Source organism: Exiguobacterium sp. FSL W8-0210, assembly GCF_038006045.1.
Lineage (GTDB): Bacteria > Bacillota > Bacilli > Exiguobacteriales > Exiguobacteriaceae > Exiguobacterium_A.
Window position 1 is genome coordinate 2,402,472 of record NZ_JBBOUK010000001.1, and the last position, 15,050, is coordinate 2,417,521.

General features: G+C 50.5%; 18 protein-coding genes and 1 pseudogene. 3 read left to right on the forward strand and 16 right to left on the reverse strand.

What is annotated here, in order from left to right; all coding sequences use genetic code 11:
• Positions 1-77 precede the first annotated feature (77 nt).
• Positions 78-725: a class I SAM-dependent methyltransferase gene (locus MKY22_RS12550; RefSeq protein WP_341088982.1), complete on the forward strand. Its 648-nt coding sequence runs from the start codon at positions 78-80 to the stop codon at positions 723-725.
• 731 nt (positions 726-1,456) lie between these two features.
• Here the strand turns inward: MKY22_RS12550 and MKY22_RS12555 are convergent.
• From MKY22_RS12555 to MKY22_RS12610, 12 genes and pseudogenes are all read right to left on the reverse strand, one after another.
• On the reverse strand, positions 1,457-2,374 hold the full coding sequence (locus MKY22_RS12555) for a proline dehydrogenase family protein (protein WP_029342446.1): 918 nt from the start codon (positions 2,372-2,374) through the stop codon (positions 1,457-1,459).
• 84 nt (positions 2,375-2,458) lie between these two features.
• Positions 2,459-3,133 (reverse strand): TVP38/TMEM64 family protein, encoded by a 675-nt coding sequence (locus MKY22_RS12560; RefSeq protein WP_290779020.1) that lies wholly within the window; start codon positions 3,131-3,133, stop codon positions 2,459-2,461.
• Positions 3,130-3,789 carry a PAQR family membrane homeostasis protein TrhA gene (trhA, locus tag MKY22_RS12565; protein ID WP_035396436.1) on the reverse strand — a complete coding sequence of 220 codons (660 nt, stop codon included), beginning with the start codon at positions 3,787-3,789 and terminating at the stop codon, positions 3,130-3,132. The genes MKY22_RS12560 and trhA overlap by 4 nt, the downstream gene beginning before the upstream one ends.
• 218 nt (positions 3,790-4,007) lie before the next feature.
• A pseudogene (gene hisIE / locus MKY22_RS12570) lies at positions 4,008-4,623 on the reverse strand (bifunctional phosphoribosyl-AMP cyclohydrolase/phosphoribosyl-ATP diphosphatase HisIE).
• Positions 4,620-5,369, reverse strand: coding sequence for an imidazole glycerol phosphate synthase subunit HisF (gene hisF / locus MKY22_RS12575; RefSeq protein ID WP_023469183.1), 750 nt, complete (start codon positions 5,367-5,369; stop codon positions 4,620-4,622). The pseudogene hisIE and the gene hisF overlap by 4 nt, the downstream one beginning before the upstream one ends.
• Positions 5,363-6,067 (reverse strand): 1-(5-phosphoribosyl)-5-[(5-phosphoribosylamino)methylideneamino]imidazole-4-carboxamide isomerase, encoded by a 705-nt coding sequence (gene hisA / locus MKY22_RS12580; protein ID WP_029342450.1) that lies wholly within the window; start codon positions 6,065-6,067, stop codon positions 5,363-5,365. The genes hisF and hisA overlap by 7 nt, the downstream gene beginning before the upstream one ends.
• Positions 6,040-6,627, reverse strand: coding sequence for an imidazole glycerol phosphate synthase subunit HisH (gene hisH, locus MKY22_RS12585; protein ID WP_029342451.1), 588 nt, complete (start codon positions 6,625-6,627; stop codon positions 6,040-6,042). Before hisH ends, hisA begins: the two co-directional genes overlap by 28 nt.
• Positions 6,624-7,205 (reverse strand): imidazoleglycerol-phosphate dehydratase HisB, encoded by a 582-nt coding sequence (hisB, locus tag MKY22_RS12590; RefSeq protein WP_035396348.1) that lies wholly within the window; start codon positions 7,203-7,205, stop codon positions 6,624-6,626. The genes hisH and hisB overlap by 4 nt, the downstream gene beginning before the upstream one ends.
• Positions 7,178-8,149, reverse strand: a complete 972-nt coding sequence (locus MKY22_RS12595; protein WP_341088983.1) for a pyridoxal phosphate-dependent aminotransferase — start codon at positions 8,147-8,149, stop codon at positions 7,178-7,180. The genes hisB and MKY22_RS12595 overlap by 28 nt, the downstream gene beginning before the upstream one ends.
• Complete coding sequence (gene hisD / locus MKY22_RS12600) at positions 8,149-9,366, reverse strand: histidinol dehydrogenase (protein WP_064299439.1); 1,218 nt, start codon at positions 9,364-9,366, stop codon at positions 8,149-8,151. The genes MKY22_RS12595 and hisD overlap by 1 nt, the downstream gene beginning before the upstream one ends.
• On the reverse strand, positions 9,363-9,974 hold the full coding sequence (gene hisG, locus MKY22_RS12605; protein ID WP_023469189.1) for an ATP phosphoribosyltransferase: 612 nt from the start codon (positions 9,972-9,974) through the stop codon (positions 9,363-9,365). The genes hisD and hisG overlap by 4 nt, the downstream gene beginning before the upstream one ends.
• Positions 9,975-10,796 carry an ATP phosphoribosyltransferase regulatory subunit gene (locus tag MKY22_RS12610; protein WP_056062903.1) on the reverse strand — a complete coding sequence of 274 codons (822 nt, stop codon included), beginning with the start codon at positions 10,794-10,796 and terminating at the stop codon, positions 9,975-9,977.
• Positions 10,797-10,918: 122 nt separating this feature from the next.
• Between MKY22_RS12610 and hisJ the strand changes: the two genes are divergently transcribed.
• Positions 10,919-11,713 carry a histidinol-phosphatase HisJ gene (gene hisJ / locus MKY22_RS12615; RefSeq protein WP_215147254.1) on the forward strand — a complete coding sequence of 265 codons (795 nt, stop codon included), beginning with the start codon at positions 10,919-10,921 and terminating at the stop codon, positions 11,711-11,713.
• A 39-nt stretch (positions 11,714-11,752) separates the two neighbouring features.
• Here hisJ and MKY22_RS12620 read toward each other — a convergent pair whose 3' ends face one another.
• From MKY22_RS12620 to hxlA, 3 genes are all read right to left on the reverse strand, one after another.
• Positions 11,753-12,526 (reverse strand): hypothetical protein, encoded by a 774-nt coding sequence (locus MKY22_RS12620; protein ID WP_290779006.1) that lies wholly within the window; start codon positions 12,524-12,526, stop codon positions 11,753-11,755.
• 195 nt (positions 12,527-12,721) lie between these two features.
• A complete protein-coding gene (gene hxlB, locus MKY22_RS12625) occupies positions 12,722-13,270 on the reverse strand; it encodes a 6-phospho-3-hexuloisomerase (RefSeq protein WP_290779003.1) in 549 nt (182 codons plus the stop codon).
• Positions 13,271-13,906 (reverse strand): 3-hexulose-6-phosphate synthase, encoded by a 636-nt coding sequence (gene hxlA / locus MKY22_RS12630; protein WP_290779000.1) that lies wholly within the window; start codon positions 13,904-13,906, stop codon positions 13,271-13,273.
• Positions 13,907-14,110: 204 nt separating this feature from the next.
• Between hxlA and MKY22_RS12635 the strand changes: the two genes are divergently transcribed.
• Positions 14,111-14,476: a winged helix-turn-helix transcriptional regulator gene (locus MKY22_RS12635; RefSeq protein WP_075643057.1), complete on the forward strand. Its 366-nt coding sequence runs from the start codon at positions 14,111-14,113 to the stop codon at positions 14,474-14,476.
• A 56-nt stretch (positions 14,477-14,532) separates the two neighbouring features.
• On the opposite strand, the gene MKY22_RS12640 is transcribed toward MKY22_RS12635, so the two are convergent.
• Positions 14,533-15,042 carry a GNAT family N-acetyltransferase gene (locus MKY22_RS12640; RefSeq protein WP_341088984.1) on the reverse strand — a complete coding sequence of 170 codons (510 nt, stop codon included), beginning with the start codon at positions 15,040-15,042 and terminating at the stop codon, positions 14,533-14,535.
• Between the last annotated feature and the right edge of the window lie 8 nt (positions 15,043-15,050).

Genomic DNA, 15,050 nt, shown 5'->3' on the forward strand with positions numbered 1-15,050 from the left:
ATAATGATTCAGTAGCAATAAAAAATCAGTCAATGGACAAATTTTCCTGTTAGACTGAATAAAAGGAGTGGTTGAAAATGAGTCAAACCGAGCATGTATGGAATCAAAAAGCCGCTGACTGGGCGGATCGTGCTGACGATATGTGGACGAACGGCAGTCGGAAAACCGTTTTGCCGTTCTTACGAAAAACGATCACCGGTGGTCGTTTGCTTGATCTCGGTTGCGGTGATGGGGCAGCCTGTCGCTTACTGACACCCGACTTTCAGACAGTCGGACTCGATGTCTCAGATGAAATGATCCGGATTGCCCGTGAGAAGTCACCCGAGCAGACGTTCATCGTTGGAACGGGTGAAGCATTGCCATTCGCCGATCATGCGTTTGATGTCGTCCTCGCCGTCAACTCGCTCGAATGGTCGACACATCCCGTAAAGGTTTTAGAAGAAATAGAACGCGTCGCCCCGCTTGTCGTCATCAGTCTACTTGGTCCGACAGCCGCACCACGGCAACTTGCTTATCGTCGTCTCTACGGTGAGGAAGTCGCGATGGGAAATACGATGATGCCGTGGGAACTGTTGCAGCTGGCGAAAGAACGGGGCTGGACGTTACTCGATGAAGCGGTCATCCAAAAGGAAGGAGCCGTCATAACGGGGCATCGGTTACTGGATCAAGCCCATGCTTTCTCGTGTTTATTTGCTTTTCAGACGACAGCTGTGAGGGAAAGATAGGATGTCGTATACAACTTTTTATACGTTCATATTAGTAGCGTTAGGTATCAATCTGTTGTTTTATATCGATTCACTTGATGTTTTAGAGCGGTGGCAATATTTCTTATTGTACATGGTCTTTCTAATGGGTATACCTGAACTCGGAAGACGCATTTTTCGACGATATCAAGAAAAGCGATTCCACCCGCAGACTTCTATCTTTCTTGTCATTCTTGTATTTGCAGGCATGTTGTTTTTAGGAAATGTCATTTTGCCGTAATGATCGATGAAACTCCATCATCAGTAACCTCACTGTCTTCTCACCCGCTTTCCTCAGGCGAGACACAAGCCAGTCTTCCTCATCCCTCGGATGACGAATCCGGGTCTTGTTTGTCTCTGACAGCGCGAGATGAAGCGTCGCGCTTTTTCCTGTAGGAGTCGGGTGAAGACATGTGAGGAGAATGCACTCATTTGTTATCCAAAGAACTCAAAAGCGATCGATTTCCGTCAATAGAATCGATCGCTTTTTGATATAAGTTCATCTAAGACGAACCGGGCATCTTCGACTCCTACAGGAAAAGGAAGCATGAGCCATGCTTCCGTCAGGGAAGAGGAAGACCCGGCAAATCGCATGAAATGCGAGATGCCGCGGCTTACTTCCCGCCTGAGGAAAGCGAAGATGCTGAGGACGTCCGGTGTACTATGCATTTTTCATACAAAAAGACGATGCAGCGTTGCATCGCCTTCTCTTCTTATCCTTTGACCATTCCTTTGAGAACGAAGGCAACGTTTGCCGGTCGTTCTGCTAAACGGCGCATAAAGTAACCATACCAGTCACGTCCATAAGGGACATAGACACGGACTTTATAGCCTTGTTTGACGAGTTCGAGTTGACGCTCAACCCGGATGCCGAACAACATCTGGAATTCGAACTGGTCTTTTTCAATCCCGTTTTCTTTAGCGTAACGGATAACTTGCTCGATCATCGCATCGTCATGTGTTGCGACGGCAGCATAGTTTCCGAGTGATAATTGTAACTTCACGAGCTTGATGTAGTTATGATCGACATCTTCCTTCTCTGGAAATGCCACCGTTGCCGGCTCTTTGTATGCCCCTTTGACGATCCGGAGATTCGTCTCGAAGCGTCCGACACGTTTGATGTCATCTTCCGACCGGTAGAGGTATGACTGGATGACTGTTCCGATGTTATCGAAAGATTGGCGCAATTCTTCAAACAATTGAATCGTCTTTTCACAACGTGGCTCATCTTCCATATCGATCGTGACGAAGACACCGAGTTCTTTCGCCCGTGTTAAGATCCGTTCCATGTTCGAGCGAATCAAGTCGTCCGAGATATCGAGTCCGAGTGATGTCAGTTTCAACGAGAGTTGCGAGTCTAATTTTTCTTCCGCAATCATCTCAACCGCACGAATACATTCTTGTGTCATCATCTCTGCTTCCGCTACCGTCGAGATGAACTCCCCTAAATGGTCCATCGTGACGCATAACCCTTTTGCGTTCAATTCCTGGATCGCCCGTTTTGATGCTTCCAATGAATCCCCTGCCACGAAGCGACTTGCTCCGAATTTAAGCCCGTATCGCTTGGCGAGACCGTTCAATGTCTTGTTTTGCGATAAGAAGATAAAACCATCCCGTAGTACTTTTTCCATCACTCATGATTCCCCCTAAATAAATGCTAGGCTGTTTTACCGTATCGGTTCACATCTCTGCCTTTATATTATGACATAAAGCGCTTACATACGCTCTTTCTTTTGTTTATTTTTGAGAATCTGTTGTGCGACAAGTCCCACGGCAAAGAATAAGACATACAGACCGATCGCGAGGAAGAACTGCCACGAGAACGGATCACGAAGGCTTGAGCCGATATTGTTGTAAACGAATGCACCGGGAATGATCCCGATATAGTTCGCGATGGCGAACTGTTTAAAGCGGATTTTTGATAATCCGGACGCGTAGCTGATCGCGTCAAACGGAAATAGCGGAATCAACCGGACGATCAAGACGACGAGAAAGCCGTTCGTTGCAATCCGTTCGTCGAGTACGTTCAGCTTCCCTTTCCCGATCAACTTCTCAACTCCACGGCGACCGAGCAACCGGGCGATCCAAAAGCTGAGTAATCCACCCGTACCGGCACCAATAACATCAAGTAATGTCCCGAGCCACGGACCGTACGTATAGCCGCCAAAGACGGTCAAAAGACTCGCCGGAAAAAAGACGAGTGGTCGGACGGTATAAGCGAGCACATAGAGCAACATCCCTGTCAGACCTTGATTCCGTACCCAATCCGATAATGCTTGAATGTCGAATTGCTCCAACATTCCCGACATCCGGAAATACAGGAGCAATCCAAGTCCAAACATAAAATACAGCGTGATCGGGAGCCAGTCCCGGAGCCGTAGTTTCTTCATGACATCGTCGCTGGAGCAACGTAATAGAAAATCGACAGGAAGATCAACACACTACCAGCAAGGACGAACAGATGCCAAATCGCGTGGTTATACGGCAAGCGTGCCCAGACGTAAAAGATGACGCCGAGCGAGTACGCAAGTCCACCACCGAGGAGCAGTAAGAATCCTTGTAATCCAAGTGCTTCATAGATCGGCTTGATCGCAAACAGACAACACCAGCCGAGGATCAGATAAGACGCATTCGAGATCCAGACATATTTACCGGTCGAATAAAGCTTCCAGATGATGCCGAGCGTTCCGACACCCCAGACGATTCCGAGCAATGTCCAGCCGAGCGGACCACGGAGTGTGATCAAAGCGAACGGTGTATAACTACCGGCAATCAACAAATAGATGCCAGCATGATCTAAAATTTGTAGAACCTTGTTTGCTTTCGTATGCATCAGCGAATGCATCAAGGTCGAGAACAGATAAAGGAGAATCATCGTTGCCCCGAAGATACTGACAGCAGTGACGTTCCAAGCGCTGCCGGATTTCGTCGCCTGCAGGATCAACATCACGAGCGCGACGATACTGAAAATGACACCCAATCCGTGTGTAATGGCACTGGCGATCTCCTCTTTCAAGGAGTCACCTTTTGCGAGTAGCTCTTCGATCGTTTCTTTCGATTGTTGCTTGATCGTTTGCTTAAGTTCTTTTTTGGTAACCAACCGAACACCTACTTTCTAATGACACAAGACTAACACTTTGATTATACGCTCTGAAGCGACAGCGTGCCTATCGAAAAATTCTGTCGATTTGATGACAACCGTCATCTGTTTGTCTTTTCCCGCTTATACAAAAATCCACACCGCCTTTGCGATGTGGATGTCGTTTACCATTGTTCAATATCCGGGCGATCCTTGAACGTCGATTTTGTACCGTGACGTTCGTTAAGGACGGCTTCGACTTCTTTGAATGAGACACCGCGCTCAGCGAGCAAGACCGTTAAGTGATACAACAAGTCTGCTGTCTCTTCTGCTAACGTATCGTTACCAGCGAGAACGACTTCAAATGCCTCTTCGCCGAACTTCTTCGCGATCTTCTCATATCCAGAAGCAATCAAATAGTTCGTATAGGATTCTGCTTCTTTCGCGTCAATCTTCGCTTTGACCGTCTGTTCCAGTTCGTATAACATCGGGCACCTCCACTTCCGTATAGAAACAACTACGATTTCCTGTATGGCATGTCGGACCATTCGCTTTGACCGTGATCAAGAGACTATCTTGATCACAGTCAATCCACATCCGTTTGAGTTCAAGCGTGTTCCCGCTCGTTTCCCCTTTCGTCCAGAGACGATTCTTCGTCCGCGAGAAGAAGGTGACAAGACCGGTCGCAAGCGTCTTATCATAAGCGGCTTGGTCCATGAAGCCGACCATCAAGACATCGTTCGTCTGCTCGTCGACGACGACGGCAGCGACGAGTCCTTTTGAAAAATTCAATGTCGTCATCGGACTTCGACTCCCCGTTCTTTGAGGTAAGCTTTCGTTTCCGGCATCGTGTATGTCGCTTCATGGAAGATTGAAGCAGCAAGAGCCGCGTCAGCGCCTGCCTCTAGTCCTTCCGCTAAGTGATCGAGCGTTCCGACCCCACCGGAAGCAATGATCGGCACGTTGACGACTTCACGCAGACGACGGATTAAGGCGAGATCATAGCCGTCTTTTGTTCCGTCAGCGTCCATTGAAGTGACGAGTAATTCACCGGCACCCAGGGCAACGGCTTCCTGCGCCCACTCGATCGCGTCACGTCCGACGGGTTGTGTTCCCCCGTGTGAGAAGACACCCCATGAGTCGCCGGTCTGTTTCGCATCGATTGCGACGACTGTCGCTTGGACACCGAACAGGCGGCTGACTTCTTGAATCAGTTGTGGATTTTGAAGCGCTGATGAGTTGAGTGAGACTTTGTCAGCACCGGCACGAATCAAGCGTTTCGCGTCTTCGATCGTCTTGATTCCGCCACCGACCGTAAACGGCATGTAGATGACTTCTGCGACGCGTTCGACGATATCAAGCATCGTCTCGCGCCCTTCTTGTGTTGCTGAGATATCAAGCAGAACGAGTTCGTCCGCCCCTTGCTCGTAATAGTATTTCGCGACGGCGACCGGGTCACCAAGATCACGTAAGTTCTGGAATTTGACCCCTTTGACGACACGTCCTTCCTTGACGTCAAGACAGGGAATGATCCGCTTCATCAACATACGCGTAACACCTCTTTTAAGGCGAGTGATCCGTCGAGTAACGCCCGACCGACGACCGCTCCGTCCATCCCGATCTCTTTGAGGCGCGCGACGTCATCGACTGTCGTCACACCACCAGAAGCAATCAATTCGACCCCTTCCCGTTTCAAGCGATCGAGTCCATCAACGTCCGGTCCCATCATCATTCCGTCACGCGAAATGTCTGTATACAGGAACGTCTTGATGCCTTTGCCGATCAGGTGTGTCATTGCCTCTTCAAGCGTCCAACCGCTTGCTTCGAGCCAGCCGCGTGTTTGAACGATACCTTCTTTTGCATCTAACGCAACAGCCAGTTTATCACCAGCGAGAGCAATCATCTGCTCGAGTAACGCTTCGTCTTCTAGGGCAACCGTGCCGACGAGAATCCGGTCGATTCCGGCACCGACGTACGCTTCGACGGTCTCGATGTTACGGACACCACCACCAGCTTCGACGAACAAACCGGTCTCCTTTTTGATGTCGGCGATCAAGTTCAAGTGCAACGGTTCGCCGGCTTTCGCGCCATCAAGATCGATCAAGTGGATCGCTGTCGCCCCATCTTCCTTGAAGCGCTTCGCAATCGTCAACGCATCACCGAAGAATGTCTGTTGGTCAAAATCTCCTTGCTTCAGGCGTACGGCCTGTCCGCTCATTAAATCGATTGCTGGGTAGAGTTGCATGTCGTCTCTCTCCATTCCTTCAGTAGTTTCAGTCCGACTTCGCCACTCTTCTCTGGGTGGAACTGCATCCCGGTGACTTGTCCTTTTTGAACGATCGCTGGGACGAGACGTCCGTATTCGACCGCGTCGACGATCCATTCTGGGTCACAGACAGCGCCGTACGAGTGGACGAAATAGACCGCTTCGCCGTGGTTCGTCAGCTGGTGCCAACCCATGTGCGGCAAGCGGACGTCGCTCGGTAGTTTTTCGATCGTTCCCGGTAAGATCCCGAGACCTTCCGTCAAGCCATCTTCGTCACTCGATTCAAAGAGCAGTTGCATCCCGAGGCAAATCCCAAGAAACGGTTTCTTTTCCGCTTGTTCTTTTAAGAAGTCGACGAGTCCCGTTTCCTTCAGGCGCTCCATTGCCGGTGCATAAGCACCGACACCCGGTAAGACGAGTGCTTCTGCTTGGTCAAGCAACTCCGTGTCACTCGTAACGATGACTGCTTCGCCGAGCTCCTTTAACGCCCGCTCGACATTCGCGATATTCCCGACGCCATAATCGACGATTGCTATCATTGATCAATCAACCCTTTCGTAGACGGTACGCCTTCGCTCGTCACGGCGACTGCCTGACGGACGGCTCGACCGAGTGCTTTGAACAACCCTTCGATCATGTGGTGGGTGTTCGAGCCATATAAGACTTCGGCATGGATCGTCATTCGAGCACTCCGTGATAAGCCTTGGAAGAACTCTTCTGCGAGTTCCGTATCAAAGTCACCGAGCTTCGGATTTTTGAAACTAGCACGGAAGACCGTGAACGGACGACCGCTGAAATCGAGTACGACCGACGCGAGTGTCTCATCCATCGGTACACGCGATTCACCGTAGCGTTCAATCCCGGCTTTATCGCCGAGCGCTTCCGTCAACGCTGCCCCGAGAACGATCGCTGTATCTTCGACCGTATGGTGCGCATCGATCCACGTATCACCTTTTGCTGTCACCTTCAGACCGATCCGGGCCTGAAAGGCGAATAACGTCAACATATGATCAAAGAAGCCGACACCGGTCTTGATTTCAACCGGACCTCCTGCGAGATCGACCTCGACCTTGATGTCTGACTCTGCACTTACTCGTTCGCTTGCGCCACGCCGCATCGTAATTCCTCCTCTACACACGTTTCTAATACTTGCATCGCTTCTGGTGATCCACAGCTGACACGGAAGGCTTGGTCAAACAAACGAATCCGTAATCCGGCGTCAGCACAACGCTGCGTAAAGCGTTCAGCTTCCGGATACTCGACATAGACGAAGTTCGCTGCACTCGGATACGTCTTGCCGATTGGCGCGAGAATCCGTTCGATTGCTTCACAGCTCGCATACGTTTCCTCTAAGACCCGATCGAGTTCCGGTTCTGCCATGATGGCGATACCGACAGCTGCTGATAGACCAGAGACGTTGTACGGTGATTTAATCTGTTCGATTTCTTGGATGATTTGTTCGCTCGCGATGACAAAACCAAGTCGGAGCGATGCGAGTCCGAACGCTTTCGAGAGCGTCCGTAAGATGATCGCTTTCGGATATTCCTCGAGTAAGTGAAGCATCGATTGTTCGAGCGCGAAGTCGATGTACGCCTCATCGATGACGACGTATTTGCCACTGTCGAGCAAACGACGGATGTCCGCTTCCTTGCGGAGGACACCGGACGGATTATGCGGGTGACTCAAGAAGATGATCTCACCAGGAGCTGCGATCAATCCCTCAACGTCAAGCGCCATCTCGTCGAGTAACGGCACGCGTTCAAACGGTGCCCGTGCGCGGTCAGCATAGAACTGATACATGACGAAATCCGGTTCTGAGGCGATGACCGGCATGCCGGGTCCGCCGTAGCGGGCACATAAGTAGCCGATCAACTCGTCCGAGCCGTTTCCGGCGACGAGTTGCGTCGGACGGACACCAGCGTACGTCGCGTACGATGCCTTGACTTGATCGATGATTTCGACAGGATATTCGTTTAATGGGAACGTTGCGATCAATTCCTGGATCGCTTCGATCCCGACTGGACTGTGGGTCGTGAATCGTTCGTTTTGGTGTAATCGCATTAGTCTTCCCTCACTTCGATGGCTTGTGCGTGTGCTTCGAGTCCTTCGACCCGGGCAACGGTTTTCGCTGCGTTCGCGAGACGTTGTACGCCTGCGCGAGTGGCTTCGAGCATCGTCTGGTGACGCAAAAACGTCCGCGCTGATAATCCAGACGCAAAACGGGCTGTCCCGGATGTCGGTAAGACGTGGTTGGTTCCAGCGACGTAATCGCCAAGCGTTTCCGGTGTTTCGTGACCGAGGAAAATCATCCCGGCGTGACGGATTGATTTGACGACCTCTTGCGGATTGGCAACGGCAAGTTCCAAGTGTTCCGCTGCGAGGCGATTCGCTTCTTCGATTGCTGTTTCGAGTGGAGCGACGAAGACGCCACCGTTTTCCATCGCGCGACGGGCAATCTCTTGACGCGGCAATTGCTGTAAGCGTCGCTCGATCTCCGTATCCACCGCTTGTTTCATCTCTTCCGTTGGCACGAAGGCGATCGCGACAGCGTCACGGTCGTGTTCAGCTTGCGCAAGTAAGTCGGCTGCGATCCGGTCCGGATGCGCCGTTTCGTCCGCGATGACGACGACTTCCGATGGACCGGCGACCGAGTCGATACCAACGATGCCGTAGACTTGGCGTTTTGCTTCAGCGACGAAGCGGTTCCCGGGTCCGACGATCAAATCGACGGCTTGGATGCTTTCTGTTCCGAATGTCAGCGCAGCGACAGCTTGTGCTCCACCGATCGTATAGATTTCTGTCACACCAGCGATCCGTGCTGCAACGAGGACCTCATCACTTAAGTTCGTCATCGGTGTCACCATGACGACGCGTTCAACCCCAGCAACTTTCGCTGGAATGGCGTTCATCAAGACGGTCGATGGATAACTGGCTGCACCACCCGGTACGTAGATCCCGACTGAATCAACGGGAACGAAGCGTTGACGTCGTGTCACGTCTGCTTCGACGAGTTCGATGTCGGACGGCAGTTCCTGTTCGTGCCATTCGACGAGTCGTGTCGCCATCAACTTCAACGAGTCGATCAAGTTGGCGTCTGCCTGTTCGAACGCTTGTGTGATCCGTGTTTCACTGAGGCGGAAATCCTCGAGATCGACCTGATCGAATTGGTTCGTATAATCGCGGACAGCAGCGTCACCGTCTGTTGCGACGCGTTCGAGAATCGCGCGGACCGCGAGTTCTGTGTCGCGATCGATGCTGAAAGGTTTTGTCGGTGTCATGATCGTGTCACTCCTTCTGTCAATTGCTCCAGCAAGCGGATGACTTCAACCCGCTTCCGTTTTAACGTCCATTCGCTCGTAAAGAATCGAGCGCTGATATCGATGATTTTTTCGTATTCATTTAGTCCGTTTGCCCGTAACGTCTCACCTGTCTCGACGATATCGACGATTGCATCAGCAAGTCCGAGTAACGGTGCTAACTCGACCGAACCGTTCAACGGTACGATGTCGACGTCGACACCGAGTTCGCTGAAGTAGCGTTTTGCGATGACCGGATACTTCGTCGCAATCCGGACGCGGCGTCCACCTTCGAATTGTAGCGGTTCTTTCGCACAGACGGACATCCGGCAGACACCAAACGGTAATTCTGCGAGTTCCGATAGTTCTTGATCCGATTCGAGTAAGATGTCACTGCCGGTGATTGCAACATCGAGAACTCCTTGAGCGACGTACGGGATCAGGTCCGATCCTTTCATGAAGACGAATTCGTGCTCGCCCCGTTTGACGATTAGTTCGCGTTCAATGGCTCCCCATGTCTCGACGCCAGCTTCTTTTAGATAACGTTCTGTCGCTTTCGACAGCCGTCCTTTCGTAATTCCGATTCGCATTTAGAGCACCTCCGCCAACCGTTCGACCGAGAATCCGATGCCGAACGCCTGTTGTTCTTGTCCGAATTGTTCATAAAGCCGGTCGTAGCGTCCACCGACGAGGATGGGTTCCGTCACACCTTCGATGAAACCGTGGATCGTGATCCCGTCGTAATACGTCTGTAAGCCCATTTGACCGAAGTCGAGATCGGCATTGACGGCTTCCGCGAGATCAAGCACGGCATTGAGTCGTGTCTCGTCGACGTACGGTAGGATCGTCTCTGCCCCTTCACGTCCGAATAATAAAGGAAGTTTCGCAAGTAAGGCATCATCGAGTTGACCCGCGATTCGCTTCAGTTCGATGACGTTACGTAAACGGAGCATCTGTGTCACTTGGTCGCGTAAGTGGTGATCACCGACACGCGTCTCGATCAAATGCTCGATCAGACCGGCATCACCGATCGAGAGTGTGACTTCTTTTCCTGTCAGTTCTTCGACGAGTCGGACCGCGAGTTGAATCGCTTCGACTTCTGCAATTTGTCCCCGTTCCTCGAATCCGACCTGGAACTTCTCTTCCGGTTGAAAGACCGAGCCACTGTAGAAGACACGTTTATATTGTTCGCGACCCCGTTCGCTAAGTGCACGCGCGACACTAGTCGTAAAATCCATTCGAATCTGTTCCCGTCCACCGATTTCCTCAATTAAGGGGGTGATTAATCGGGTATAGTTAGATTGTTCGAGTCCATCTTCGAGCTGACGGATGACCTGCTGGAGCCGCGTTGCCGAGGCACCGACATAGTCCGTCGCTCCATCCTTGAGTCGAATCGTAGAAAATGATTGCATACTCCCGCTCCTTTATCTTGTTATCACTGTACCAAGCTAAATTATTTAACGATAAGATACCGCGTTTTGGGCACATTGTCAATCGCTTTGCTTGCCAATTCTAAAAAATCGGAGGGTTTATCATGCAATTATTGAAATGGGACGGTCACGTCCACAGTCCATATTGTCCACACGGTACGAAGGATCCACTTGAAGCCTACATCGAGCGTGCGTTAGAGCAAGGCTTAGAACGGATCAGCTTCACGGAACATGCCCCTTTACCTGAAGGTGTGGCGGATCCTGCGCCAGATAACGATTCCGGAATGTCGTTCGCGACAGCCGATGCCTACCTGAAGGAATTAACGCAACTCCGCGAGACATACAAAAATCAGATCGACATCCGGATCGGGATGGAGTTCGACTACTGGGAAGGACATGTCGACGGGACGCGTGATATCATCGCTCGCTACGCTGACGTCTTGACCGACGGCATCCTCTCACTGCATTACTTATACATCGATGAGCAGTATTACGGCGTCGACTTCAGCAAGGAAAGCTTCGGTGAGATCGTCACGAAACTCGGAAGCGTCACGGCGGTCCACGAACGCTATTATGAAGGCATCCAAGCCCTCGTCATGACGGATCTCGGTGCACACCAACCGAAGCGACTCGGTCACTTGACGTTACCGACGAAGTTCATCCAAGCCTATCCGCTTGAGTCGAACCCAACGAACCTCGACGACACGTTACGGAAGATCCGTCAGGCAAACTTCACACTCGACGTCAACACGGCAGGACTCCGTAAGCCGTTATGCGGTCTTTCCTATCCTTACCCGGAACTCTTGCAAGTCACGCAGTCGTTATCGATTCCGCTCGTCTATGGATCAGATGCCCATCTCGCAAAAGATGTCGGTGCTGATTTCGATTTCAAATGGTAAAACAAAAATCCGGATGCCGCAGCGTCCGGATTTTTTTGTTTAGGAATATGGAAAATCAGCAGCTTCGACAGGAGCAATCGATCGTGCTAATTTTTTTAATTGTGCTAGCGACACGTTACCGGACAGGAGGACGATTTGGTTGTCCTCGACGTAATAGAGGTTCGCTCTCCCTTGTTTCTGCTCGAAATAAGCCGTCTGTCCGTTCGCAAGTGTCGTTTCCTTCCAGTCCTCGCCTTGAACGTCTTGCTTCGGAACAACGGTTAGAAGAATCGTTTGGGACTTCGTGTGGAAGAACCAAACACTATCGTCCCCATTAGGAGTCGAACTACTCATAATCGCTTGGAATGTTGAGAACGGTAAATTCAAACCGCGAGTCGAATCATCATCTTTTTTAATATTTTGAACGTCGTCATGTAAACCGCCTTTTAAAATCCAGTTCTTCTCTTGCTTGGTATACTCTAATACAGCAATACGATCTGCTCCTTTTGGATAATGAAGCGTCACGTAAGCATGATTCCCGAGGGCGACACTACTCCAGATATCGCCTTCAGTCGGATGCGCTTTTGTTCCATCCTTAAAGTAAAACGTCACGTGACGACGGAAATCCGCTTCAAACGAATCCTGTTCTGAAAAGTCTTCTGCTTTAATACGTTGTACGATGGCATCCGGCTCAGCACCATCCTCAGCAGTGATATCATCAATCCATCGCGTGTGAAGCTGATTCAAAGGCGGAACTTGGTCTGGTTCTGCACAACCGGTCAAAATACTTGCAGCGAGTAATGCACTGATTACAACAATCCGTTGAAATCGCATGACAATCTCCTTTTCCTCTTTTTTCCTTTCTTTGAGTATCGCATGCTTCGAGACTACGTCTTCAAGAAAATTACGAAAAGAGGGTAAGAAGAATTTCTGATTAATACGCATTCATACGTGGAAGATATATAGACAAAAACAGGTCAGCCCCCTTCTATTGAAGAGAACTAATCTGTTTCATCTGTTTCATATGTTTCACTCTAAGTTGGCATGTTTCCCGTACATCGTTTGCGAATCAAGCTGCTTCTCTTCCATGATCTGCAGAATCAAGGCATCATAGAACAACAACATCGTCTGTTCGAACAACGAGCCCATCGGTTGCACCGTCTCGTCCGCTGATGCCGTTTGTTCTTTCGGAACTCCGGGCAGTTGGACGACTAAGTCTGCTAATCGTGCTAACGTCGACGTCGGATTGATCGTGACGACGGCCACCGTTCCACCGAGTTGCTGTGCTTTCTCGACGATCGGAATCAAGGTTTTCGTCTCACCTGATCCGGAACCGACGATTAACAAGTCACCCTCGCGTAAATTCGCCGTGACCGTCTCGCCGACGACATAAGCATCGAGTCCCATGTGCATCAGCCGCATGACGAACGCTTTCCCCATCAAGCCGGAGCGACCGGCTCCTGCGAGAAAGATTCGGTTCGCTTGAAGCACAGAGTCTGCCAGTTCTTTCGTCTCCGTCGCATCGATCGCTTCGACCGTCGATGTCAGTTCTTTGATAATCGTTTGGATATGTGTCATTTACGCCTCTTGCAGCATCCGGTGCATCGTTGACGCTGTCTTTTGTTTATCATCTTGTCCCGTGATCCCGCCACCGACGATGATCAGATCAGGACGTGCAGCGATGACTTCCGGTAACGTCTCCATCTTGATGCCACCCGCAACAGCTGTTTTTGCATTTGTCACAACTGACTTGATTGTCGCAAGATCTTCAAATGAGTTTTGACCGACTGCTTGGAGATCGTAACCTGTGTGGACACAGATGTAGTCGACGCCTAACGCATCAAGTTCTTTCGCCCGTGTTGCGATATCTTTCACAGCAATCATGTCGACGAGAATCTGTTTGCCTGATTTTTTCGCTTCTTCGACTGCCCCTTTGATTGACATGTCTTCCGCCGCACCAAGGATCGTCACGATGTCGGCACCATGTGCGACAGCTTGGCTGACTTCGTAACCGGCAGCGTCCATGATCTTCAAGTCAGCGAGGACCGTTAAGTTCGGGAACGCGGCTTTCATTTCTTTGACGGCGCGGAGCCCTTCGTTGATGACGACCGGTGTTCCGATTTCGACGATATCTAAATTGTCTTCCCCGATTTCTTTGACTAAAGCAATCGCACCTGCTGTATCGACTAAATCAATTGCGAGTTGTAATTTCATTTTGTATCTCTCCCATTCTTCTCTATATTGTCGTACCTGACACTTCCTTCGGACGTTCATGAAGGAACAAGACTAAATATAATCCGCAGGAGCATTCTTGAGAAGTACGCACTTTTAATTTACATAGTGCGGTTTTTCATACATAGTGCAAAAAAGTATACTGTCGATTGGAAGAAAGACTATACTGGAGCAGGAGGTGGAACGATGCCACATTTTGAAGACCGTCAGTTTAACTGTGAGAAGGAATTGACACTCTCGATCATCGGGGGAAAATGGAAGATGCTCATTCTTTGGCACTTAGGCAAGGAAGGAACGAAACGCTTCGGGGAACTGAAAAGTCTGATGCCTGGGATCACGCAACGGATGCTCGTCAATCAACTGCGCGAACTCGAGGACCACCATATCATTCACCGGGAAGTCTATCCGGTCGTACCACCGAAGGTCGAGTACTCGTTGACGCCACACGGTCATAGCTTAATGCCGATTTTAGATGCGATGTATGATTGGGGTAAGGATTATGCGAAAAACGTTCTGGAGATTGATTTCGAACAACAAAAGGTATCGCCATAAAAAAGATGCTCGCGGTCTCGTCTCTTTTTAGAGGTAAGTCCACGGAGCATCTTTTTTTAGGATTCTTCGGTTGTATAAATCTTCGACATTGCCAGTTCATCAACGTATTCGCCATCGATGAAGAGTGATGCAATCCGTGTTCCTTCGATGTTGAAGCCAAACTTATGATAGAGCTCGATTGCCCGCAAGTTATCCTTGCGAACCGTCAACTCGAGTCGGATGAGTCCAGCTTCAATCGCAAACGCATCCACCGCTTCAAGTAGTCCCGCACCGAGCCCACGGCCCGTGTAGGCATCGAGCAAGCCGATGACGAGGTTCGCCCGGTGACGAATCCGACTCGGTTCACCACCGACGACGAGCACATAGCCGACGAGTTGCTCATCGACGTCCACGACGAAGATGTCCGAGTTCGCAGCCTGACCGAACTTCTCGATGAACCCCTCCGCCTGTTCTGTTGACAGGACGCGTTCCTCCGGCTCATACAACATATATTTCGTTTCCCGATCAATGCGTCGCATCAAGTCCGATAAGGCTTTTCCGTCCATCAACGTGGCACGTCGTATCATGTTTTACA